Source organism: Desulfoglaeba alkanexedens ALDC, assembly GCF_005377625.1.
Taxonomy (GTDB): domain Bacteria; phylum Desulfobacterota; class Syntrophobacteria; order Syntrophobacterales; family DSM-9756; genus Desulfoglaeba; species Desulfoglaeba alkanexedens.
The window spans coordinates 348886-367970 of the sequence record NZ_CP040098.1 but is presented as its reverse complement, the minus strand read 5'-3'; the positions used below and the strand labels follow the sequence as shown (position 1 = coordinate 367970).

General features: G+C 59.6%; 32 protein-coding genes. 29 read left to right on the top strand and 3 right to left on the bottom strand.

Annotation, left to right across the window (positions count from 1 at the left end; translation table 11 throughout):
- Nucleotides 1-29 precede the first annotated feature (29 nt).
- From rplB to rplQ, 27 genes are all read left to right on the top strand, one after another.
- Entirely contained in the window at nucleotides 30-851 is an 822-nt protein-coding gene (rplB, locus tag FDQ92_RS01855) for a 50S ribosomal protein L2 (protein WP_137423025.1), read from the top strand.
- A 15-nt stretch (nucleotides 852-866) separates the two neighbouring features.
- A complete protein-coding gene (gene rpsS, locus FDQ92_RS01850; RefSeq protein WP_137423024.1) occupies nucleotides 867-1154 on the top strand; it encodes a 30S ribosomal protein S19 in 288 nt (95 codons plus the stop codon).
- Nucleotides 1154-1486: a 50S ribosomal protein L22 gene (rplV, locus tag FDQ92_RS01845; protein WP_137423023.1), complete on the top strand. Its 333-nt coding sequence runs from the start codon at nucleotides 1154-1156 to the stop codon at nucleotides 1484-1486. The genes rpsS and rplV overlap by 1 nt, the downstream gene beginning before the upstream one ends.
- 120 nt (nucleotides 1487-1606) lie before the next feature.
- The gene (gene rpsC, locus FDQ92_RS01840; protein WP_137423022.1) at nucleotides 1607-2233 is read left to right on the top strand and encodes a 30S ribosomal protein S3; all 627 of its coding nucleotides are present in this window, start codon (nucleotides 1607-1609) and stop codon (nucleotides 2231-2233) included.
- 91 nt (nucleotides 2234-2324) lie between these two features.
- Nucleotides 2325-2741, top strand: a complete 417-nt coding sequence (gene rplP / locus FDQ92_RS01835) for a 50S ribosomal protein L16 (protein ID WP_137423021.1) — start codon at nucleotides 2325-2327, stop codon at nucleotides 2739-2741.
- A complete protein-coding gene (gene rpmC, locus FDQ92_RS01830; RefSeq protein ID WP_137423020.1) occupies nucleotides 2738-2929 on the top strand; it encodes a 50S ribosomal protein L29 in 192 nt (63 codons plus the stop codon). Before rplP ends, rpmC begins: the two co-directional genes overlap by 4 nt.
- Before the next feature lie 22 nt (nucleotides 2930-2951).
- Nucleotides 2952-3224, top strand: coding sequence for a 30S ribosomal protein S17 (gene rpsQ, locus FDQ92_RS01825; RefSeq protein ID WP_137423019.1), 273 nt, complete (start codon nucleotides 2952-2954; stop codon nucleotides 3222-3224).
- Nucleotides 3225-3289: 65 nt separating this feature from the next.
- Nucleotides 3290-3658, top strand: coding sequence for a 50S ribosomal protein L14 (gene rplN, locus FDQ92_RS01820; RefSeq protein WP_137423018.1), 369 nt, complete (start codon nucleotides 3290-3292; stop codon nucleotides 3656-3658).
- A gap of 30 nt (nucleotides 3659-3688) precedes the next feature.
- Nucleotides 3689-4012, top strand: coding sequence for a 50S ribosomal protein L24 (rplX, locus tag FDQ92_RS01815; protein WP_170180406.1), 324 nt, complete (start codon nucleotides 3689-3691; stop codon nucleotides 4010-4012).
- 34 nt (nucleotides 4013-4046) lie between these two features.
- Nucleotides 4047-4586 (top strand): 50S ribosomal protein L5, encoded by a 540-nt coding sequence (gene rplE / locus FDQ92_RS01810; protein ID WP_137423016.1) that lies wholly within the window; start codon nucleotides 4047-4049, stop codon nucleotides 4584-4586.
- A 21-nt stretch (nucleotides 4587-4607) separates the two neighbouring features.
- Nucleotides 4608-4793, top strand: a complete 186-nt coding sequence (locus tag FDQ92_RS01805; RefSeq protein ID WP_137423015.1) for a type Z 30S ribosomal protein S14 — start codon at nucleotides 4608-4610, stop codon at nucleotides 4791-4793.
- Nucleotides 4794-4828: 35 nt separating this feature from the next.
- Entirely contained in the window at nucleotides 4829-5227 is a 399-nt protein-coding gene (gene rpsH / locus FDQ92_RS01800) for a 30S ribosomal protein S8 (RefSeq protein WP_137423014.1), read from the top strand.
- Between the two features lie 61 nt (nucleotides 5228-5288).
- The gene (gene rplF, locus FDQ92_RS01795) at nucleotides 5289-5831 is read left to right on the top strand and encodes a 50S ribosomal protein L6 (protein ID WP_137423013.1); all 543 of its coding nucleotides are present in this window, start codon (nucleotides 5289-5291) and stop codon (nucleotides 5829-5831) included.
- A gap of 17 nt (nucleotides 5832-5848) precedes the next feature.
- Nucleotides 5849-6220, top strand: a complete 372-nt coding sequence (rplR, locus tag FDQ92_RS01790; RefSeq protein WP_137423012.1) for a 50S ribosomal protein L18 — start codon at nucleotides 5849-5851, stop codon at nucleotides 6218-6220.
- 30 nt (nucleotides 6221-6250) lie between these two features.
- Nucleotides 6251-6751, top strand: coding sequence for a 30S ribosomal protein S5 (gene rpsE / locus FDQ92_RS01785; protein WP_137423011.1), 501 nt, complete (start codon nucleotides 6251-6253; stop codon nucleotides 6749-6751).
- 21 nt (nucleotides 6752-6772) lie between these two features.
- A complete protein-coding gene (gene rpmD / locus FDQ92_RS01780; RefSeq protein ID WP_137423010.1) occupies nucleotides 6773-6955 on the top strand; it encodes a 50S ribosomal protein L30 in 183 nt (60 codons plus the stop codon).
- A gap of 34 nt (nucleotides 6956-6989) precedes the next feature.
- Nucleotides 6990-7445: a 50S ribosomal protein L15 gene (gene rplO / locus FDQ92_RS01775; RefSeq protein WP_137423009.1), complete on the top strand. Its 456-nt coding sequence runs from the start codon at nucleotides 6990-6992 to the stop codon at nucleotides 7443-7445.
- Nucleotides 7446-7448: 3 nt separating this feature from the next.
- A complete protein-coding gene (gene secY / locus FDQ92_RS01770; RefSeq protein ID WP_137423008.1) occupies nucleotides 7449-8756 on the top strand; it encodes a preprotein translocase subunit SecY in 1308 nt (435 codons plus the stop codon).
- 117 nt (nucleotides 8757-8873) lie between these two features.
- Nucleotides 8874-9515, top strand: a complete 642-nt coding sequence (locus FDQ92_RS01765; protein ID WP_137423007.1) for an adenylate kinase — start codon at nucleotides 8874-8876, stop codon at nucleotides 9513-9515.
- 9 nt (nucleotides 9516-9524) lie between these two features.
- Nucleotides 9525-10274 carry a type I methionyl aminopeptidase gene (gene map, locus FDQ92_RS01760; RefSeq protein WP_137423006.1) on the top strand — a complete coding sequence of 250 codons (750 nt, stop codon included), beginning with the start codon at nucleotides 9525-9527 and terminating at the stop codon, nucleotides 10272-10274.
- Between the two features lie 95 nt (nucleotides 10275-10369).
- Nucleotides 10370-10591, top strand: coding sequence for a translation initiation factor IF-1 (gene infA / locus FDQ92_RS01755; RefSeq protein ID WP_137423005.1), 222 nt, complete (start codon nucleotides 10370-10372; stop codon nucleotides 10589-10591).
- 46 nt (nucleotides 10592-10637) lie between these two features.
- Nucleotides 10638-10751: a 50S ribosomal protein L36 gene (rpmJ, locus tag FDQ92_RS01750; RefSeq protein WP_137423004.1), complete on the top strand. Its 114-nt coding sequence runs from the start codon at nucleotides 10638-10640 to the stop codon at nucleotides 10749-10751.
- Between the two features lie 14 nt (nucleotides 10752-10765).
- Complete coding sequence (gene rpsM, locus FDQ92_RS01745; protein ID WP_137423003.1) at nucleotides 10766-11137, top strand: 30S ribosomal protein S13; 372 nt, start codon at nucleotides 10766-10768, stop codon at nucleotides 11135-11137.
- 18 nt (nucleotides 11138-11155) lie between these two features.
- A complete protein-coding gene (gene rpsK / locus FDQ92_RS01740; protein WP_137423002.1) occupies nucleotides 11156-11548 on the top strand; it encodes a 30S ribosomal protein S11 in 393 nt (130 codons plus the stop codon).
- A gap of 60 nt (nucleotides 11549-11608) precedes the next feature.
- The gene (rpsD, locus tag FDQ92_RS01735; protein WP_137423001.1) at nucleotides 11609-12235 is read left to right on the top strand and encodes a 30S ribosomal protein S4; all 627 of its coding nucleotides are present in this window, start codon (nucleotides 11609-11611) and stop codon (nucleotides 12233-12235) included.
- Between the two features lie 124 nt (nucleotides 12236-12359).
- The gene (locus FDQ92_RS01730) at nucleotides 12360-13370 is read left to right on the top strand and encodes a DNA-directed RNA polymerase subunit alpha (RefSeq protein WP_137423000.1); all 1011 of its coding nucleotides are present in this window, start codon (nucleotides 12360-12362) and stop codon (nucleotides 13368-13370) included.
- A 2-nt stretch (nucleotides 13371-13372) separates the two neighbouring features.
- The gene (gene rplQ / locus FDQ92_RS01725) at nucleotides 13373-13780 is read left to right on the top strand and encodes a 50S ribosomal protein L17 (RefSeq protein WP_137422999.1); all 408 of its coding nucleotides are present in this window, start codon (nucleotides 13373-13375) and stop codon (nucleotides 13778-13780) included.
- Between the two features lie 148 nt (nucleotides 13781-13928).
- On the opposite strand, the gene FDQ92_RS01720 is transcribed toward rplQ, so the two are convergent.
- Nucleotides 13929-14147 carry a hypothetical protein gene (locus FDQ92_RS01720; RefSeq protein ID WP_137422998.1) on the bottom strand — a complete coding sequence of 73 codons (219 nt, stop codon included), beginning with the start codon at nucleotides 14145-14147 and terminating at the stop codon, nucleotides 13929-13931.
- A gap of 230 nt (nucleotides 14148-14377) precedes the next feature.
- Between FDQ92_RS01720 and fusA the strand changes: the two genes are divergently transcribed.
- A complete protein-coding gene (gene fusA / locus FDQ92_RS01715; RefSeq protein WP_137422997.1) occupies nucleotides 14378-16429 on the top strand; it encodes an elongation factor G in 2052 nt (683 codons plus the stop codon).
- Between the two features lie 221 nt (nucleotides 16430-16650).
- Nucleotides 16651-16845, top strand: coding sequence for a 30S ribosomal protein S21 (rpsU, locus tag FDQ92_RS01710; RefSeq protein WP_137422996.1), 195 nt, complete (start codon nucleotides 16651-16653; stop codon nucleotides 16843-16845).
- Between the two features lie 195 nt (nucleotides 16846-17040).
- Here the strand turns inward: rpsU and FDQ92_RS01705 are convergent, their stop codons facing one another.
- Both FDQ92_RS01705 and FDQ92_RS01700 read right to left on the bottom strand, forming a co-directional pair.
- Complete coding sequence (locus FDQ92_RS01705; protein WP_137422995.1) at nucleotides 17041-18189, bottom strand: acyl-CoA dehydrogenase; 1149 nt, start codon at nucleotides 18187-18189, stop codon at nucleotides 17041-17043.
- Nucleotides 18190-18276: 87 nt separating this feature from the next.
- Nucleotides 18277-19068, bottom strand: coding sequence for an enoyl-CoA hydratase/isomerase family protein (locus FDQ92_RS01700; protein WP_137422994.1), 792 nt, complete (start codon nucleotides 19066-19068; stop codon nucleotides 18277-18279).
- Between the last annotated feature and the right edge of the window lie 17 nt (nucleotides 19069-19085).

Genomic DNA, 19085 nt, shown 5'->3' with positions numbered 1-19085 from the left:
TTTTCGATTGAGGGCAAAGAGGGATACCGATGGGCATAAGGAAAGTGAAGCCAAGAAGCCCGGGCAGTCGATTCGTGACCTATCCGGATTTTAAAGACGTCACCCGGAAGGAACCGGAAAAGGGCCTCGTTGAACCGCTGAAGAAAAACGGCGGACGAAACTGCTACGGAAGGATCACGGTGCGGCACCGGGGCGGTGGGCACAAGCGACTGTATCGCATCATCGACTTTCGGCGGGAGAAGGAAAACGTCCCGGCGAAGGTGGCGAGCATCGAATACGACCCGAACCGTTCCGCGCGCATTGCTCTGCTGCATTACCTGGACGGTGAGAAGCGCTACATTCTCGCTCCGGTTGGGTTGAAGGTGGGCGATACGGTGGTGAGCAGCGACACGGCGGATATCAAGCCGGGAAACTGCCTGCGGCTGGAAAGGATGCCCCTGGGAACCGTCGTCCACAACGTGGAGATGAAGCCGGGAAAAGGCGGGCAGCTGGTGCGGTCCGCCGGAAGCGGGGCGCAGCTCATGGCCAAGGAAGGCCGGCATGCCATCCTGCGGCTTCCCTCGGGGGAAATGCGGATGGTTCCCGTCGTGTGTCGGGCCACCGTCGGTCAGGTGGGCCACATCGAACACGAGAACCTGTCCGTCGGCAAGGCGGGGCGGAAGCGCTGGCTGGGACGCCGCCCCAAGGTCCGCGGCGTGGCCATGAACCCCGTCGATCACCCGATGGGGGGCGGCGAAGGCCGCAGTTCCGGGGGGCGGCATCCGTGCACCCCGTGGGGCAAGCCGACTAAGGGGTATCGGACGCGCAAGACCAAACCGAGCGATAAGCTCATCATTCGCCGCAGGAAGTAAGCGAAGGAGGAAAAGGTGCCTCGCTCTCTGAAAAAGGGACCGTTCATTGACGACCATCTCATGCAAAAGGCCTACAAAGCGCGCGAAACGGGCGACCGAAGAGTGATCAAGACTTGGTCCAGACGGTCCACCATCGTGCCCGAGTTCGTGGGCCTGACCCTGGCGGTGCACAACGGGAAGAAGTTCATCCCGGTTTTCGTCACCGAGAACATGGTGGGCCATAAGCTCGGTGAGTTCGCTCCGACGCGGACGTTCTACGGGCATGCCGGCGACAGGAAGTCCAAGGTGAAGGGGAAGAAGTGATGGAAATGAGGGCGGTGTCGAAATACATCCGGATTTCACCGACAAAGGCCAGGCTGGTGGCGGACCTTGTTCGCAGCAAGCCGTTGGGCGAGGCGCTGACCATCCTGAAGTACACGCCGAAGAAGGGCGCCCGTTACATCGGAAAGACCCTGCGTTCGGCCATGGCCAACGCGGAAAACTCGCGCGTCATGGACATGGACAACCTGTTCGTGAAAAACGTTCACGTGGACGAGGGCCCGCGCCTGAAGCGGTGGCGGCCCAGGGCCATGGGGCGTGCGACGAGGGTTATAAAGCGGTCGAGCCACATTACGGTGGTGCTGGAAGAGAGGTAGCGGGCCGGAGTCAAGAGCGTGCGGAGGCCGGATTGGGGGTCGCGGGCGATGGGTGCCGCGGCGGTCCGGCCCATGGATGGAATCGGAAATCAGCCGTAGGGACGTTTTTGGAGGTGAAGTTTGGGACAGAAGGTGCACCCGACCGGATTTCGGCTTGGCGTGATCAAGACGTGGGATTCCAAGTGGTTCGCCACGAAGGATTATGCCAAACTCGCTTACGAAGACCGCATGATCCGCAACTACATCAAGGGGCGGCTGTACCATGCGGGCATCGCGAAGATTGAAATCGAAAGGGCCGCCAACAAGGCCAAGATCAGGATCTTCACGGCCCGCCCCGGGATCGTGATCGGAAAGAAGGGGGCCGAAATCGAGGCGCTGAGAAGGGACCTCGAAAAGCGCTTCAAGAGGGAGATCCTTATCGACATCCAGGAAGTACGGCGGCCCGAGCTGGACGCCACGCTGGTGGCGGAAAACATCGCCCTGCAGCTGGAACGCCGGGTGGCCTTTCGGCGCGCCATGAAGCGGGCGGTGACTTCATCGCTGAAATTCGGAGCCAAGGGGGTTCGGGTGGCCTGTGCCGGGCGGCTGGGTGGAGCGGAAATGGCTCGCCGCGAATGGTACCGTGAGGGACGGGTTCCACTTCACACGCTGAGAGCCGACATCGACTATGCCACGGCGGTTGCGAAGACGACCTACGGCGTGATCGGCGTCAAGGTGTGGATCTTCAAGGGCGAGGTCCTCGCGTAGGCGCAGGATGTGCCGGCGCCGGGTGCCGCCGCGGCGGAACCCGGCGCGCAGCGGCCGCCAGGGAGCAAATGCTGCCAGAGGGGTTTGTGAAATGCTTGCACCGAAACGGGTCAAATATAGAAAGCAGCAGAAGGGGCGTCGCCGCGGTATGGCTTACCGCGGCCATCAGCTGAATTTCGGCGACTACGGGCTGAAGGCGCTGGGACCGGGCTGGATCACGTCCCGGCAGATTGAAGCCGCTCGTGTGGCCATCACCCGACACGTGAAGCGCGGCGGCAAAATCTGGATTCGCATCTTTCCGGACAAGCCCTACACCAAGAAGCCCGCCGAGACCCGGATGGGCAAAGGCAAGGGTCCACCGGAAGGCTGGGTGGCCGTGGTGAAACCGGGACGGATTCTCTATGAATTGAAGGGCGTACCGGAAGAGGTGGCACGCGAAGCCTGTAGGCTGGCCGCGCACAAGCTGCCCATCCCGACGCGCTTTGTTTCGAGGCAGGATGTGCTATGAAAGCCAGGGTATTGCGGGATATGAGCCAGGAGGAACTTCGGCAGAAGCTTGCCGAGATTCGCGAGGCGCTTTTCAACCTCAAATTTCAGCACGCGACCGGGCAGCTGGAAAATACGGCGCAACTGGGCAAGTACCGCAGGGACGTGGCGCGCGTGCTGACGGTGCTTCGCGAAAAGGAAAAGTCGTAAAGACTCCCAAGGGGCTTATTCTATGGAAGAGCGGCAAGAGGGGAAATCTCGAAGGAAAACTCGGGTCGGCACGGTGGTGAGTAACAAGATGGACAAGACCGTGGTGGTCAGGGTGGAGCGGCTGGTTCGGCATCCGGTTTACAAGAAGTATGTGCGCCGCAAGAGCACTTTCAAGGCTCATGACGAGGCCAACGCCTGTCAGATCGGCGACCAGGTGCTGGTGCTGGAGAGCCGGCCGTTGAGCAAGGACAAACACTGGGTGGTGTTGGAGATCCTCAAACGCGCGGCCGGTTGACCGGAAGCGGTCGGGGTCACGGAGTCCAGGACGGCTAGAGTGCTTGTAGTGAAAGGGAGCAGAAGATGATCCAGGCGGAAACTCAGCTCAACGCCGCCGATAATTCCGGAGCAAAGCGGCTTTACTGCATCAAGGTACTGGGCGGCTCGCGGAAGCGTTATGCGACGGTGGGGGACATCATCGTGGTGTCCGTCAAGGAAGCCATTCCGAACGCCAAGGTGAAGAAGGGCGATGTGTTGCGAGCCGTCGTGGTGCGCACCAGTAAGGAAGTTCGCCGCTCCGATGGGTCTTACATAAAGTTCGACGACAATTCCGCGGTTCTCATCAACGCGGCCAGGGAACCCATCGGAACCCGGATCTTCGGTCCGGTGGCGAGAGAACTGAGGGCCAAGCAGTTCATGAAAATCATTTCGCTCGCTCCGGAAGTCCTGTAGCGGGAAGTGGAGTTCGGTGCCATGGCTGTGGTGAAGAAGTATCGGATCAGAAAGAACGACACCGTGATGGTGATCGCCGGCAAGGAGAAAGGCAAGAGCGGCAAGGTGATGCGCCTTCTGCCCAAGAAGGACCGGGTCATCGTGGAAAAGCTTAACATGGTGAAGCGCCACATGCGGCCCGGACCTCACAGCCGGCAGGGAGGGATCCTGGAAAAGGAAGCCCCCATTCACGTATCCAACCTGATGCTCATTTGTTCCAAGTGCACGGATCCTACCCGAGTGGGCTATAAGGTCCTCGAAGACGGCCGCAAGGTGCGTTTCTGCAAGAAATGCGGCGAAGTCATCGACGGATGACGTCCACGCCGATCGGGGGGACGGGAGGCGTTAGATGGCACGATTGCGCGAGTTTTACACTCAGGAAGTGGCGCCCAAGCTGGCGGAAACCTTCAAGTACAAAAGCCCGATGCAGATTCCCAGGTTGAGCAAGATCGTGCTGAACATGGGGCTCGGTGAAGCGATCCAGAACATCAAGATTCTGGATTCGGCCGCCGAAGAACTGGCGCTCATCAGCGGGCAGAAACCGGTGGTGACGCGGGCGCGCCAGAGTATCGCCGCTTTCAAACTGAGAAAAGGGATGCCCATCGGCTGCATGGTGACCCTGCGCGCGAACCGCATGTACGATTTTTACGACAAGCTGGTCAACGTGGCCTTGCCCCGGGTGAGGGATTTCCGCGGGGTGTCCCCCAAGGCGTTCGACGGCCGCGGCAACTATACGCTGGGGGTGAAGGAACAGATCATCTTTCCGGAAATCGACTACGACAAGATCGACAAGATCAAGGGCATGAACATCTCCATCGTTACCACGGCGGAAACCGACGATGAGGCCCGTCTTCTCTTGCAGCTCATGGGCATGCCCTTCAAGAAATAGGCCTTGGACAAGGAGTGTTTTGTGGCGAAGAAATCCATGATTGCTAAAGCGACGCGAACGCCCAAGTTCCGCGTCAGGGCTTACAACCGATGCCCTCTTTGTGGTCGGCCCCGGGCCTACCTCAGGAAGTTCGGAATGTGCCGCATCTGCTTTCGGAAGATGTCGCTCAACGGCGAGCTGCCCGGGGTGGTGAAGTCGAGCTGGTAAGACTCGCGGGAGAGGATGAGAAGGAGACCTGATCTATGGCTATGACGGACCCGATCGCCGATTTCTTGAACAGGATCAAAAACGGGCAGCGGGCTCGATTCGACAAGGTGGACATCCCGGCGTCGCGGCTCAAGACGGAACTCGCCCGGATCCTGAAGGAAGAGGGCTACATCAAGCATTACAAGCTCATCAAGGACAACAAGCAGGGGGTGCTCAGGGTCCACCTGAGATACAGCACCGATCGGGAAGCGGCGGTGACCGGTATGGAACGGATCAGCAAGCCGAGCCGCCGGGTCTACGTGGGCCACGATGAAATCCCGAAGGTGCTTAACGGCTTGGGTATCGCCATCCTGTCGACGTCGAAGGGGATCATGACCGACCGGGACGCGCGCGCCAACCGAGTGGGCGGGGAAGTGCTCTGTTCCGTGTGGTAGCGGTGAGCCCCGCTGCGGCGCAAAGCGGCGCCGGCGGTTTTTTCAGGGAGGGAGTCTGGTTATGTCTCGAGTGGGGAAGAACCCGATCAAAATCCCCCAGGGGGTTACGGTCCAGAGGGAAGGGACCGTGGTGAGGGTGAACGGGCCTAGGGGGTCGTTGAGCCGAGAGATTCCGCCGGAGATCGACGTCCAGCTGGACGGCGGCAGCCTCATGGTGCTCCGGCGCGACGAATCGCGCCGGTCGAGGGCCATGCACGGCCTGATGCGAGCTCTGGTGGGCAACATGGTCACCGGGGTGAGCGAGGGCTTTCGGAAGGTGCTGGAGATACACGGCATCGGATACCGGGCGGATGCAAGCGGGAACATCCTCACGCTGACGCTCGGCTATTCCCACCCGGTCCAGTACGAGCTGCCCGAAGGGGTGACCGCCAAGGTCGAAAAGCAGACGGTCATCGGGCTGGAAGGCATTGATCGGGAACTCTTGGGGGAGACCGCGGCGAAGATTCGGGCGTTGCGGCCGGTCGAACCCTACAAGGGAAAGGGCATTCGTTACGCCAATGAAACCGTGCGGCGGAAGGCGGGCAAGGCCGGCGCCAAGAAGTAGGGCGAAGGAAGGCTGACATGACATCGAAAAAGAATCCGCGGGAACAGGCTCGACTGAAACGGAAGAAGCGCATCCGAACGAAGGTCAAGGGAACCCCCGATCGACCGCGTCTCACCGTGTTCCGGAGCGCCAAGCACATCTACGCTCAGATCATCGACGATACCCGGGGTGTTACGCTGGCTGCGTCGTCAACGTTGCTCAAGGATCCGGACTTGGATGAGAAGTCCGGGGGCAAGGTGCAAAGCGCCGAACGGGTGGGCGAACGAATCGCCAGGGAAGCCATGGAACGTGGCATCCGGCAGGTGGTCTTCGACCGGAACGGCTTCATTTATCACGGCCGCATTCGGGCTGTCGCTGACGGCGCCCGCAAGGCGGGATTGGACTTCTAGGATACTCACAAGCCAGGGGGAGGCTCGATCTTGGCAGCATTTGAATCCAGCGAAACGCAGATCATCGACAAAATCGTCCATATCAGCCGAGTGGCGAAGGTGGTCAAGGGCGGCCGGCGGTTTTCCTTCAGCGCCATCGTCGTGGTCGGCGACGGCAACGGACGGGTCGGCTTCGGACTCGGTAAGGCCAACGAAGTCCCGGAAGCCATCCGAAAGGGACTTGATACCGCGAAGCGGGACATGTTTGAGGTGCCCCTGATGGACGGCACTATCCCCCATGACGTCCTCGGCCGGTTCGGGGCCTCCAGTGTGGTGTTGAAGCCGGCGTCGCCGGGAACCGGTGTGATCGCCGGCGGGGCGGTTCGCGCGGTGATGGAAGCGGCGGGCGTCCGCGACGTGCTCACCAAATGCATCGGGTCTAGGAACCCGCACAACGTGGTGAAAGCGACGCTGGGAGGACTGAGGCAGCTGAGGAGTGCGGAAGCGATCGGCAGGACCCGGGGGCGGGAACCGCAGGAACTGCGTGCCTAGAGGCGGAAAAGGAGTGAGGGCATGGCACAGGCCATCAAAGTCAAGCTGGTGCGGAGTCCCATCGGCAGGCCCGAGAAGCATCGAAAGATCCTGAAGGCCTTGGGACTGACCAGGCTCAACAGGGAAGTGACGCTATATGCGACCCCCCCGATCGTGGGTGCGGTGGTGAAGGTGAACCACCTGGTCGAGGTGCGGGAAGCCTAGCCGCAACATCCAAAGCCACGAGCTGGAGATAATCATGAGGCTGAATGAACTGGCTCCCGTCCCGGGGGCGAGGCGAAAAGCAAAGAGAGTTGGACGCGGCAATGGATCCGGGCTCGGCAAGACGGCCGGTAGAGGGAACAAAGGCCAGAAATCCCGGGCCGGGGGCGGGACGGCTCCATGGTTCGAAGGGGGCCAGATGCCGTTGCAGCGCCGGGTGCCCAAGCGTGGATTCACCAATATCTTCCGCGAGGCGTACAGCATCGTCAATGTTGAAGCTCTGGGGCGGTTTGCCGAAGGCAGTGAGGTTGGGCCGGTGGAGCTGGCGAGGGCGGGGCTGATTTCCAAGGCCGACGCTCCGGTGAAACTCCTCGGATCCGGAAGCCTGGACCGTCCGGTTACGGTGCGCGTTCACCGGGCGAGCGCGTCGGCGGTGGAGAAGGTTCGTGCAGCCGGTGGGCAGGTCCAGTTGATCCCAGTCAAAAAGGAATAATCCGTGCTGACGGGTTTTCAAAACATAGGAAAGATCCCCGAGCTCAAGAAGCGGGTCGGGACCACGTTGCTTCTCCTTGCCGTTTACCGGATCGGGGTGTTCATCCCCACTCCGGGAATCAACGGCGAAGCGCTCGCGGCCTTTTTCGGGGCCGCGCAGGGCACACTCCTCGGTCTGTTCAACATGTTTTCAGGGGGAGCCCTGGAAAGGCTTTCGGTGTTCGCGCTCGGCATCATGCCTTACATCAGCGCCTCGATCATTCTGCAGCTCCTCACGGTGGTGATCCCGCACCTGGAACAGCTGAAGAAGGAAGGGGAAGCCGGGCGGAAGAAGATCACTCAGTACACGCGCTACGGTACGGTGCTGTTGAGCATCATCCAGGGCTTCGGGATCGCCTTCGGCCTTGAGGGGATGACGGGTCCCGGCGGGGAATCCGTGGTGATCTATCCGGGCTGGGGTTTCCGTCTGATCACCGTGATCACCCTGACGGCGGGGACGGCGTTCATCATGTGGCTCGGGGAACAGATCACCGAGCGGGGAATCGGAAACGGGATTTCGCTCATCATCTTCGCCGGAATCGTGGCCGGGATGCCGGGAGCGGTGGTCAACACCGTACGGCTCATCCAGACCGGTGAAATGAGCGTGTTTGTCGCCTTGATCCTTCTAGTGGCCATGGTGGTGATCGTGGGGGCCATCATCTTTATGGAGCGGGGCCAGAGGAGGATTCCGGTCCAATATGCGAAGCGGGTGGTGGGCAGGCGTATGTACGGCGGCCAGAGCACGCACCTGCCCCTCAAGATCAACACCGCCGGGGTCATTCCGCCGATCTTCGCGTCATCGATCATCATGTTTCCGGCCACCATCGCCAACTTCATCAAGACGCCGTGGATGGAAGCGGTGGCCCGGACCTTGACTCCCGGACATTGGCTCTACAACATCCTGTACGTGGGCTTCATCATCTTCTTCTGTTACTTTTATACGGCCATCGTGTTCAATCCGGTGGATGTGGCCGAGAACATGAAAAAGTACGGCGGATTCATTCCCGGCATCCGGCCCGGGCATTCCACCGCGGAATTCATCGACCGGGTGTTGAGCCGCATCACGCTCGGAGGCGCCCTTTACGTATCGGCGGTCTGCGTGCTGCCGACGGTTCTGATCCAAGAATTCAACGTGCCCTTCTACTTCGGTGGGACTGCGCTCCTTATCGTGGTGGGCGTAGCGATGGATACGGTGGCTCAGATCGAGGCTCACATGTTGAGCCGGCACTACGAGGGATTTCTCAAGAAGGGGAGAGTCAAGGGCCGGCGATGATGCTGGATTTGGGAAAGGGAATGCTCATGAGGAGTCGGAGGACTCCTCGTGCTTTTGTGGGGGAGGGGTGGAAGGCAGCAGGTAACCAGTCGGAGTTGCGGAAGGGAGGAGAGAGGCATGAACATCATCTTGTTGGGTCCCCCGGGAGCCGGAAAAGGAACGCAGGCCAAGAGGCTGATCGACAAGTACGGGATTCCCCAGATTTCAACCGGCGACATGCTCCGGGCAGCCCTCAAGGCGGGAACCCCCTTGGGGCTGGAGGCCAAGAAATACATGGATAAAGGGGAACTGGTTCCCGACAGCGTGGTGATCGGGCTGGTTAAGGAACGGATTCAACAGGGCGATTGCGCCAAGGGTTACATGTTGGACGGGTTTCCCAGGAATGTGAGCCAGGCTGAAGCGCTCGACGGCATGCTTGACCAACTGGGCCAGAAGATCGACCATGTGGTCTGCATCGAGGTCCCCAACGACGAGCTGGTGGAACGCCTGACCGGGCGGCGCACGTGCCGTGAATGCGGAGCGGGCTACCACGTGAAGTTCGATCCGCCCAAAAAGGACGGGATCTGCGACAAGTGCGGCGGCGAACTCTACCAGCGCGACGACGACAACGTGCAGACGGTGACCTCGCGACTCAAGGTTTACTCGGACCAGACGGAGCCCTTGATCAACTATTACGACAATCAGGGCAAGCTGCGCCGGATCGACGGTGTGGGGGATATCGACGAGATTTTCGGTCGAATCGTCGCGGTGCTGGGGTAGAGGCGTTTTATGATCATTCTCAAGTCCAAACGCGAAATTGAGAAGATCCGGCGCTCCTGCCTGATCGTGGCGGAGGTTCTCGAAGCGGTGAAGGAGCGTGTTCGGCCGGGGGTCACCACCTGGGAACTGGATGCGTTGAGTGAGGAACTGGCCGCAAAGTACGGGGCGGTCCCGGCCTTCAAGGGCTATCATGGGTTCCCGTACGCGCTGTGCACATCCATAAATGAAGAAATCGTCCACGGGATGCCGTCCAGGAAACGCGAGCTGGTGGAAGGAGACATCATCAGTGTGGATTACGGGATTCTTCTGGACGGCTACTATGGGGATGCGGCGGTGACCGTAGCCGTGGGAGACGTCTCCGAAGCCGCGCGCCGTCTGTGCCGGGTGACCCAGGAATCCCTAGGGAAGGCCATTGAAAAGGCGGTCCCGGGCAATCGGCTTTCGGATATCTCCCATGCGGTTCAGGCTCATGTGGAACACCACGGGTATTCAGTGGTCAGAGAATTCGTGGGCCATGGGATTGGAAAGAGCCTCCATGAGAGCCCTCAGATTCCCAATTATGGGCCTCCGGGCAGGGGCGTGAAACTCAAGCCCGGAATGGTGATCGCCATCGAACCGATGATCAACGAGGGAGGACCGGAAATCGAAATTCTGGAGGATGGGTGGACGGCGGTCACGCGGGACCGGAAGCTGTCGGCGCACTACGAACACACGGTGGCGATCACCGAAAACGGCCCCGAAATCCTGACGGTCCTCTAAAGAGCTTTACAGCCGGCGGAGCACTGTATATAATGCATCGCTTCTGAAGAGAGCTTTTCTGCTAAGCTATCAGAATCTGAGAGAAAGATATCCATATGGCCAAAGAAGACGCGATTGAGGTGGAAGGCACCGTCATCGAGCCCCTTCCGAACGCCATGTTTCGTGTGGAGCTTGAGAATGGCCATAGAGTTCTCGCGCACATTTCCGGGAAGATGAGGATGCATTTCATTCGCATTCTGCCCGGGGACAAGGTCACGGTTGAGCTCTCGCCCTATGATCTCACGCGGGGTCGGATCGTCTATCGTTCCAAGGGTTGAGTGCTGTGTATCAGCAAATGCCGATTGCCGAAGGGAGCGGGTGCATATGAAAGTGCGAGCGTCGGTGAAGCGCATGTGTCGGAAGTGCAAGATCATTCGGCGCCACGGGCAGGTGCGCGTCATCTGTGAAAATCCGAAGCACAAACAGAGACAGGGTTAAGGGAGGAGCTGGCTTTGGCACGGATCGCAGGCATCGATTTACCGAAGAACAAGCGCATCGAGATCGGGCTGACGTACATCTATGGCATCGGCCGGTCGACGTCCGCAAAAATATTGAAACAGGCCAACGTTGACCCCGGTGTGAAAACGGACGATCTGACGGAAGAGGAAATCAACGCCATCCGCCAGGTGATCGACGCCAACTACAAGGTCGAAGGCGATCTCCGATCGGAAGTGTCCATGAACATCAAGCGCCTGATGGACCTTGGATGTTATCGGGGATTGCGTCACCGGCGCGGCCTGCCGGTGCGCGGCCAGCGAACGCATACCAACGCACGCACACGGAAAGGTCCTCGCAGGTCGGTCATCGGAAAACGAAAGAAATAGAGACGGGGTGGAGGCGAAATGGCTAAGGCAAAAGGCGGTCCGCGCAAGAAAAAGGAACGCAAGAATATCCAAAACGGCATTGCTCACATTCGTTCCACGTTCAACAACACGGTGATCACCATCACGGATACCAGCGGCAACGCCATATCGTGGGCGAGCGGCGGGAGCCAGGGTTTCAAGGGATCGCGCAAGAGCACGCCTTTCGCGGCCCAGGTGGCGGCCCAGTCCGCCGCCAAGGCCGCCATGGAACACGGACTCCAGAGCGTGGAAGTGTACGTGAAGGGTCCGGGTTCGGGGCGGGAGGCCGCGCTCAGGGCCCTGCAGGCCGCCGGTCTGAACGTCACCGTCATCCGGGACGTGACGCCCATCCCGCACAACGGCTGCCGTCCGCCCAAGAGGAGGCGGGTTTGAGGCGTTCGCTGGTTTTTGGGTTGGCATTGAGGGCGACGAGGACATACAGGAGGACAGGACTTGGCTCGTAACACAGGCCCGGTGTGCCGGCTGTGCCGGCGCGAAAATATGAAGCTCTACCTGAAAGGGGACCGTTGTTACTCTGACAAGTGTGCACTCGAACGCCGGAGTTACCCTCCGGGTCAGCACGGGCAGAGGCGCGGGAAGTTGTCCAACTACGGGCTGCAGCTGCGTGAAAAGCAGAAGATCAAGCGCATCTACGGGCTGCAGGAAAAACAGTACAAGAACTATTTCAAGGAAGCCGACCGGCAGAAGGGGGTGACGGGTACCAACTTCCTCGTGCTTTTGGAGCGGCGGCTCGACAACACGGTCTATCGGCTCGGGTTCGCCAATTCCCGATCCCAGGCCCGGCAGATGGTCCGTCACAACCACTTCCTGGTCAACGGCCGAAAGGTCAATATTCCGTCCTATCTGTTGCAGCCCGGGGACGTGGTAGCGGTCAGGGAAAAGAGCCGGCAGATCGGAGCGATCACGGAAGCCCTGGATGCGGTGCCCCGCCGTGGGGTGCCCGCCTGGCTCGAACTGGACAAGGAGAAATTCCAGGGCGTCTTCCGGTCGATCCCGACCCGGGAGGAGATGAATCTGCCCGTCCAGGAACAGTTGGTCGTCGAATTCTACTCCAAGTAATTCACGCGCTGAGCGAGTTATAGCCGGATCCGGGCGCAGGATGATGTGAAGCGCCCGATCCGGATTTTTGGATTTGGAGCGGGCGTTGGAGGCTCCAGCCAATTCCGGAAGATGAGGACAGGATATGCAGAAAAACTGGCGCGACTTGATTCGGCCTAAACGCTTGGAAGTGGAAGCGGGAGAACGACCCGATCGACATGGAAAGTTCATCTGTGAGCCGCTGGAACGGGGCTTCGGAACCACACTGGGAAATGCCCTGCGGCGGACGCTGCTTTCCTCCTTGAGAGGCGCCGCCATTACGGACGTGAAGATCGACGGCGTCCTCCATGAATTTTCATCGGTGCCCGGGGTGCTTGAAGACGTTACGGACATCATTTTGAATCTCAAGGAAGTCCGCCTGAAGGTCAAGGGGGAAACGCCCAGGACGTTCCTGATCGAAAAGGAGGGCGAAGGGGTCGTCACCGCCGCCGACATTCGGGGTAACTCGGGCCTACAGGTGCTCAACCCGGAAAAGCATATCTGTACCCTTGCCAAGGACGGGAAGCTGCGCATGGAATTGACCGTCAAGGATGGCAAAGGTTATGTGCCTGCGGATTGGGAAACCAGCGAAGATCTCCCCATCGGGGCGATTCCCATTGATGCGGTCTATTCGCCGATCCAGAAGGTGAATTACGTCGTTACCCAGGCACGCGTCGGACAGCGCACCGATTACGACAAGCTGACCATAGAGATCTGGACGGATGGCAGCGTTACGCCCGAAGACGCGCTGGCCTTTGCGGCGAAGATTCTGAAAGAACAGTTGTCGGTTTTCATCAATTTCGAGGAAGGCGTGGAACCCTCCGAGGACGAGTACACCGAGGAGGAGCCGCCTTTCAACGAACACTTGTTCCGGAGTGTTGATGAACTGGAACTCTCGGTTCGTTCGGCCAATTGTCTCAAGAACGCCGATATCCGCTACATCGGAGAATTGGTTCAGAAGTCGGAAGGCGAGATGCTCAAGACGAAGAATTTCGGCCGCAAGTCGCTTAACGAAATCAAGGAGATCCTCAGTGAAATGGGGTTGTCGCTCGGTATGAAACTGGATAGTTTTCCCAGTCGGGAAGAGATCGAGGCACGCAGAAAGGAAGAAGAGTAGCCATGCGGCACCAGAAATCCGGGAGAAAACTGAATCGGAACTCCAGTCACCGCCTCGCCATGTTTCGCAACATGGTGACTTCCCTGCTCGATGAGGAAAGGATTTACACCACCGTGCCGAAGGCGAAGGAACTGCGCCGTTGGACCGATTGGATGATCACGTTGGGAAAGCGCGGCGACCTGCACGCTCGGCGGCAGGTACTCTCCGTGGTTCGTGACAAGGGTGTGGTGCATAAGCTCTTCGCCGAACTGGGGCCACGGTATCAGAACCGGCCCGGTGGGTTCACTCGAATCGTCAAGATGGGTTTCCGGCGGGGGGATGCCGCTCCCATGTGCCTGATCGAACTGCTGCCGGAAGGCGACAAGCCGGTCGGTTCCAAGGCAGGTTCTCAATCCGCGGCGAAAGATTGAAAGCAGGAAGGGACGTCGGCATTGCCCTATGATCCACGGTCGAACGATCGGGCGGAGGGGTCTCGAGGGGGCGCGTCCGCGAAATGGGGAAACCCGCCCGGATGATCAAGGCGGGTTTCCGTATTTCCAGGCCGATGATGCCGGATGCTCAGGATGGCTCGTCGCGGCCTTGAAAGAACGGGCATTCGTGACACGTAAAGCCGCTCCACATCCCTTTCGCCGCCTTGTCGAGGCACCTGTCGTAATGAAAACAGGAAAAGTTTCTCACCCCTCGTCCTTCCCGGCACATGACGGGATTGGGAACGGGGTGGCGGACACTCGCCTGGTATGGAGACGGCTTGGCGCGGCTCTGTATGACTCTGGTCATATCCTCCTCCCGTGCGGTTGAAAGCGATTCGGCATGGACGATGGGACGTTCAAACGTCGTGGCTACGCCGACCCATCCTTTTATTATACACAAAATATTTTAATTAGAAACCGGTTTGAGATCAACGGCTGCGACAGCCGCGGAACCCGAAGCCGCCGCCTCCTCACAGGGTCAGGGCGCAGGGGTCTGCCGGACCTGCGCCTTTCAACTCATCCTTACGGAAAAACGATATGGCCGAGCTACAAAAGCTGAAGGCAATCCGAAACATAGGCATCATCGCTCACATCGATGCCGGCAAGACCACCGTCACTGAAAGGATCCTCTATTACACCGGAAGATCCCACAGGATCGGAGAAGTCCACGAGGGCACGGCGGTGATGGATTGGATGGAGCAGGAACAGGAACGGGGTATCACCATCACCTCCGCCGTTACCACCTGTCACTGGAAGGGCCACGAAATCCACCTTATCGATACTCCCGGGCACGTAGACTTCACCATTGAGGTGGAGCGGTCCCTCAGAGTCCTCGACGGAGCCATCGCCGTCTTTTGCGGTGTGGGCGGCGTCGAACCCCAGTCCGAAACGGTCTGGCACCAGGCCGACAAGTATCACGTCCCCAAGATCGCGTTCGTCAATAAGATGGATCGGATCGGTGCCGATCTGCCGGCCGTTTTGGACCAGATGCGGGAGAAGCTGAAGGCGAATCCGCTTCTGCTGCAGCTTCCCGTGGGCCGGGAAGCCGAGTTTCGCGGTGTGATCGATCTTTTGGAAATGAAGCAGGTGACCTGGTTCGACGAGACGCTGGGGGCCAGCTACGAATACGGTGAGATCGAGCCGGAGCTTCTGGACGCGGCCCGCGAGGCGCGCGAGGAGCTCGTGGCGCGGGTGGCCGAGTGGGACGACGGACTCATGGAACGCTATCTCGAGGGGCTCCCCATCGATTCGGCCCAACTCATCCCGGTGATCCGGAAGCTCACCCTGGAACTTAGAATGGTCCCCGTATTGTGCGGTTCGGCTTTGAAGAACAAGGGCATTCAGCCCCTCCTGGACGCCATCGGCCATTACCTTCCGTGTCCCATGGACGTGCCGCCCGTTCAAGGGATCCATCCGGTCACCAAGGAACCGGAGAAGCGGCTGAGCAGTGTTTCGGAACCCTTTGCGGCACTGGCGTTCAAGATTTTCATGGACCAGGGGCGGAAGCTCACCTACGCCCGCATCTACTCCGGCAAGGTGCGTGCGGGGGACATGGTTTACAACGTTACCAAGGGAACACGCGAGAGGCTTTCCAGGATTTTCCAGATGCACGCCAACAAGCGGGAGCGGCAGGAGGAAGCCGAAGCGGGCAGCATCGTGGCGCTGATGGGCCTGAAGTCGGCCACCACCGGGGATACCCTCTGCGACCCTGATCATCCAATCCTACTGGAATCCATCGAGTTTTATCAGCCGGTGATCTCAACCGCCGTTGAGCCCAAGACCCGGGCTGACCAGGACAAGTTGCTGGAAGCCCTGCAGCGGCTGGCCGAAGAAGATCCCACCTTCCTTTTCCAGGAAAACGAAGACACGGGACAGATGGTCATCAGCGGCATGGGGGAGTTGCACCTGGAGATCATCGTGACCCGCCTGCAGCGCGAATACAACGTGAATGTCAACGTGGGCAAACCCCAGGTCGTTTACCGGGAAACCATTCAAAAGGAAGCCCGGGGCCTCGGAGTGTTCGACCGTGAGATCTCCGGTTCCCGCCAGTTTGCCGGCGTGGAACTGTTTCTGAGCCCGCGGGGCAGGAACAAGGGGAACCTGATCGAGAGCCGGGTTCGAGACGGTTCGATACCCGACGCCTTCCTTGGAGCCGTGGAAGAAGGCGTGAGCGATGCGCTGACGAGCGGGGAGATCCTCGGGTACCCGGTGACGGACACGCTGGTAACCCTCGTGGGCGGCCAGGCGCAGGAAGGTATTTCTACGGAACTCGCCTTTCGGGTGGCCGCCGCCATGGCGTTTCGGGACGCGTTCAGACAGGGCGACCCCACCTTGTTGGAACCGTACATGGCCGTTGAGATCCTGGTGCCCGAAGAATTCCTGGGCGAGGTGATCGCGGATCTCAACCTGAGGAAAGGTCGTATCGAAGGGATCAGCGCGCGAAAGGCCGTCCAGGTGGTTGAAGCCATGGTGCCGCTTTCCAAGATGTTCGGGTATTCGACGACTCTGCGAAGCGCCACCCAGGGGCGGGCTACCTTCAGTATGCAGTTCTCTCATTTCGACCTGCTCTGTGAGCCGAAGAGCTTCTGAGCCTGGAAGCTTTGCGGCTGTATCGGGCATGGAGGCGCTTTTTCCTTGTTATTGCGCTATCCTGTGTGCTAAATTAAATTTTCGGTTGATGGCATTTGTGCAGGCAAGTGTATTGGGACGGGAGGCGGCCGGCTGTGGATTCGCCGGGGAGCGTTCCCAAGACTTCGGGACAGGGGGTCCGAAAGGGGCTCTTTTGTTGTTGAAAGGCAGGTGAAAACTGGATGGCGGAATTCGAGACGAGAGACAGTTTCGAAAAAAAGATCCGTAAACTTCGGAAAGATTTTCAGAAGAACGTGCAGCCCGTGCTGCGCCGCCACAATTACTATCTTTCCAAGGGCGAACGACGGCGCATCAAGCGCAAGAAGGCCATCAAGCGGATCCAGCGTCGGATGCGTCGACTGGTCGGCGCGGCGTGAAGACGGGGCCTGTGGGAGTGACCTTCCAAGCTTCGGACGCCACGGGCCCAAGGTGAAACCCTACCGCGCGGTAACGCTCTTTGATGTATCTCCAAGACCAAGACCGCGCCCGTCATTGGAACGGCTTGCCTGTCGCTGAAAAAAACCCGGAAAGCTACAGAGAGCTTCCCGGGTTTTTTGTTTGCGAGCCGGAGGTTACTTCTTTCCCACGATGTTTCTGGCGATCACCAGCCGCATGATTTCATTGGTGCCTTCGTAGATCTGGGTGATCTTGGCGTCGCGCAGGTGTCGTTCCATCGGATATTCCTTGCAGTATCCGTAGCCGCCCAGGATCTGGAGGCATTCGACCGTCGCCCACATGGTCGTGTCCGAAGCATACATCTTGGCCATGGCCGCTTCTTTTTCGTAGGGCCGGCCGTTCTGTTCCAGCCACGCGGCTCGCAAGGTCAGCAGTTCCGCGGCGTCCAGCTGCGTGGCGATGTCGGCGATCTTCCACTGGATGGCCTGGAAACTCGATATGGGGCGACCGAACTGTTCCCGGGTCTTGCTGTATTCGATGGCGGTTTGGAGCGCCGCACGGCCGATGCCGATGGCCTGAGAGGCGATGCCGATGCGGCCGCCGTCCAGGGTGGTGAGCATTTGCTTGAAGCCTTCGCCTTCCTTGCCGAGGAGGTTCTCCTTGGGAACCCGGGCGTCTTCGAAAACGAGCTCGGCGGTGCCAGTGGCGTTGATCCCAAGCTTTTCTTCCAATTTCCCCACGCGGAAGCCGGGCGTGCTCTCCAGGTCCATCACAAAGGAGCTGATGCCCTTGTAGCCCTTGCTCCGGTCCGTCACGGCCGCGAGCACGCAGTAGCGGGCAACGTTTCCGTTGCTGATGAACTTCTTTTCTCCGTTGATCACCCATTCATCGCCGTCCAGCACCGCTGTCGTTCTCATGGCGGCAGGGTCCGAACCCGCTCCGGATTCCGTCAGTCCATAGCAGCCCAGGGCTTCGCCGCTGGCGACGGGCCGGAGGTACTTTTGCTTCTGTTCTTCGGACCCGAATGCATAGACCGGGAAGTTGTAGAGGCTGTTGCACACGCTCATGATCACGCCGCAGGATGCGCATGCCTTGGAAATCTCCATGGTCGCCAGCGCGTAACTCACGTAGTCCATTCCGGCCCCCCCATAGACCTCGGGAATGGTGACGCCCATGAGGCCCAGTTCCCCCATCTTCTTGACGATCTCTTCCGGATGGCGATGGGTGCGATCCAGTTCGGCGGCGACCGGAGCGATCTCACGCTCGGCGAACTTGCGGGCCATGTCTTGAATCATTCTTTGTTCTTCGGTCAGCTCGAAATTCATGTCAGCTCCTCCGTGCGCAACACGTATTTATCAGGTTTCGGTAGCCGGTAGTTTGAAGGCCGCCTGCGGCGGGCCGCGTGAAACACGTCAGTTCGTGAAGGTGCCAGTGAAATGAGGCTTCCGTTTTTCCAGGAAGGCGGTGGTTCCTTCCCTGGCGTCCTGACCCGCGAAGCAGACGCCGAACGCCTCCGCTTCGAAGGCGCAACCCGTTTTCAGGTCCACGTCCATCCCCCGGTCCACCGCCTGTTTGATGGCTCTGAGGGCTACGCGGCTCTTTTCCGCCAGGTTGCGCGCGGCCTTGAGGGTTTCCTCCAGGAGGGTTTCTGCTGGAAAGACCTTGGCCACCAGGCCCAGTGCCTTGGCTTCCTGAGCGCTGATACGCTCGCCGGTCATGCATATTTCCTTGGCCTTGGCTCTACCGATCAGCCGGGCCAGGCGCTGAGTGCCTCCAAAGCCGGGAATTATGCCCAGATTGATCTCGGGCTGGCCGAACTGCGCCCGTTCCGAAGCGTAGATGAAGTCGCAGCTCATGGCCAGTTCGCAGCCGCCGCCCAAGGCGAACCCGTTGACACAGGCGATGACCGGCTTGGGCAGCGCCTCCAGGCTGAAAACAATCTCCTGTCCGCGCTCGGCGAAAAGCCGAGCTTCCAGTGGGTTCATCTTCTGGAGTTCCGATATGTCCGCGCCGGCCACAAACGCCTTGTCACCGGCGCCGGTGAATACCAGAACCCGGAGGGCGTCGTCCTGTCGAACCCGCTCCACAGCATCTCTCACTTCTTCCAGAGTCTGGGGATTCAGAGCATTCAGAGCCTTAGGCCGGTTGAAGGTGAGCAGTGCTATCCCGTCTTGAACTTCGAAAAGGATGTTCTCGTAAGCCATACAATCACCTCGCCTTT

Excerpts from the sequence above, each read along its gene's own strand:
- rplB (WP_137423025.1), top strand. The coding sequence starts at position 30 with ATGGGCATAAGGAAAGTGAAGCCAAGAAGCCCGGGCAGTCGATTCGTG.
- rplV (WP_137423023.1), top strand. The coding sequence starts at position 1,154 with ATGGAAATGAGGGCGGTGTCGAAATACATCCGGATTTCACCGACAAAG.
- rplP (WP_137423021.1), top strand. The coding sequence starts at position 2,325 with ATGCTTGCACCGAAACGGGTCAAATATAGAAAGCAGCAGAAGGGGCGT.
- rpmC (WP_137423020.1), top strand. The coding sequence starts at position 2,738 with ATGAAAGCCAGGGTATTGCGGGATATGAGCCAGGAGGAACTTCGGCAG.
- rpsQ (WP_137423019.1), top strand. The coding sequence starts at position 2,952 with ATGGAAGAGCGGCAAGAGGGGAAATCTCGAAGGAAAACTCGGGTCGGC.
- rplN (WP_137423018.1), top strand. The coding sequence starts at position 3,290 with ATGATCCAGGCGGAAACTCAGCTCAACGCCGCCGATAATTCCGGAGCA.
- rplE (WP_137423016.1), top strand. The coding sequence starts at position 4,047 with ATGGCACGATTGCGCGAGTTTTACACTCAGGAAGTGGCGCCCAAGCTG.
- rpsH (WP_137423014.1), top strand. The coding sequence starts at position 4,829 with ATGGCTATGACGGACCCGATCGCCGATTTCTTGAACAGGATCAAAAAC.
- rplF (WP_137423013.1), top strand. The coding sequence starts at position 5,289 with ATGTCTCGAGTGGGGAAGAACCCGATCAAAATCCCCCAGGGGGTTACG.
- rplR (WP_137423012.1), top strand. The coding sequence starts at position 5,849 with ATGACATCGAAAAAGAATCCGCGGGAACAGGCTCGACTGAAACGGAAG.
- rpmD (WP_137423010.1), top strand. The coding sequence starts at position 6,773 with ATGGCACAGGCCATCAAAGTCAAGCTGGTGCGGAGTCCCATCGGCAGG.
- rplO (WP_137423009.1), top strand. The coding sequence starts at position 6,990 with ATGAGGCTGAATGAACTGGCTCCCGTCCCGGGGGCGAGGCGAAAAGCA.
- FDQ92_RS01765 (WP_137423007.1), top strand. The coding sequence starts at position 8,874 with ATGAACATCATCTTGTTGGGTCCCCCGGGAGCCGGAAAAGGAACGCAG.
- map (WP_137423006.1), top strand. The coding sequence starts at position 9,525 with ATGATCATTCTCAAGTCCAAACGCGAAATTGAGAAGATCCGGCGCTCC.
- infA (WP_137423005.1), top strand. The coding sequence starts at position 10,370 with ATGGCCAAAGAAGACGCGATTGAGGTGGAAGGCACCGTCATCGAGCCC.
- rpmJ (WP_137423004.1), top strand. The coding sequence starts at position 10,638 with ATGAAAGTGCGAGCGTCGGTGAAGCGCATGTGTCGGAAGTGCAAGATC.
- rpsK (WP_137423002.1), top strand. The coding sequence starts at position 11,156 with ATGGCTAAGGCAAAAGGCGGTCCGCGCAAGAAAAAGGAACGCAAGAAT.
- FDQ92_RS01730 (WP_137423000.1), top strand. The coding sequence starts at position 12,360 with ATGCAGAAAAACTGGCGCGACTTGATTCGGCCTAAACGCTTGGAAGTG.
- rplQ (WP_137422999.1), top strand. The coding sequence starts at position 13,373 with ATGCGGCACCAGAAATCCGGGAGAAAACTGAATCGGAACTCCAGTCAC.
- FDQ92_RS01720 (WP_137422998.1), bottom strand. The coding sequence starts at position 14,147 with ATGACCAGAGTCATACAGAGCCGCGCCAAGCCGTCTCCATACCAGGCG.
- fusA (WP_137422997.1), top strand. The coding sequence starts at position 14,378 with ATGGCCGAGCTACAAAAGCTGAAGGCAATCCGAAACATAGGCATCATC.
- rpsU (WP_137422996.1), top strand. The coding sequence starts at position 16,651 with ATGGCGGAATTCGAGACGAGAGACAGTTTCGAAAAAAAGATCCGTAAA.
- FDQ92_RS01705 (WP_137422995.1), bottom strand. The coding sequence starts at position 18,189 with ATGAATTTCGAGCTGACCGAAGAACAAAGAATGATTCAAGACATGGCC.
- FDQ92_RS01700 (WP_137422994.1), bottom strand. The coding sequence starts at position 19,068 with ATGGCTTACGAGAACATCCTTTTCGAAGTTCAAGACGGGATAGCACTG.